Genomic DNA, 356 nt, shown 5'->3' with positions numbered 1-356 from the left:
CTACTTTCTGTGCCATTTTTGCTACAACCGCCGTGTGTAATGACGGGAATCCCCGCTTTCGGCGGCCCCTATTTCATTAAGTGCTCACATCCTCGAAAAATCTGGTAGATACTCGTCCCAAGCTCCGGTGGCAGGCTTGGGCAAAAAGCGCCTTACAAAAAAACAAGGGCGCTGGGATAAAAGTCACGGGGTTAAAATGAACAGGACGGGTAAGGTCACCGTTGGCTGGCGTATTGCGCTTGCCATCACAGTTTCGATGCTGGCTTGTGGGACTGCCAGCGCGCTCACACTCAAGGAAGCCATTGCAGTCGCGGTCGAATCCAATCCGGAGATCGGCCAGGCCATCCAGAACCGCG

The 356-nt window shown here is 54.2% G+C and carries 1 pseudogene; it reads left to right on the top strand.

Annotation, left to right across the window (positions count from 1 at the left end):
• Window positions 1-196: 196 nt before the first annotated feature.
• Window positions 197-356: pseudogene (locus EN807_RS33355) on the top strand (channel protein TolC); the annotation flags it as partial.

Source organism: Mesorhizobium sp. M5C.F.Ca.ET.164.01.1.1 (assembly GCF_004792125.1).
GTDB lineage: Bacteria > Pseudomonadota > Alphaproteobacteria > Rhizobiales > Rhizobiaceae > Mesorhizobium > Mesorhizobium wenxiniae.
The sequence above is the reverse complement of the archived record's forward strand: the minus strand, read 5'-3'. Positions and strand labels throughout refer to the sequence as shown.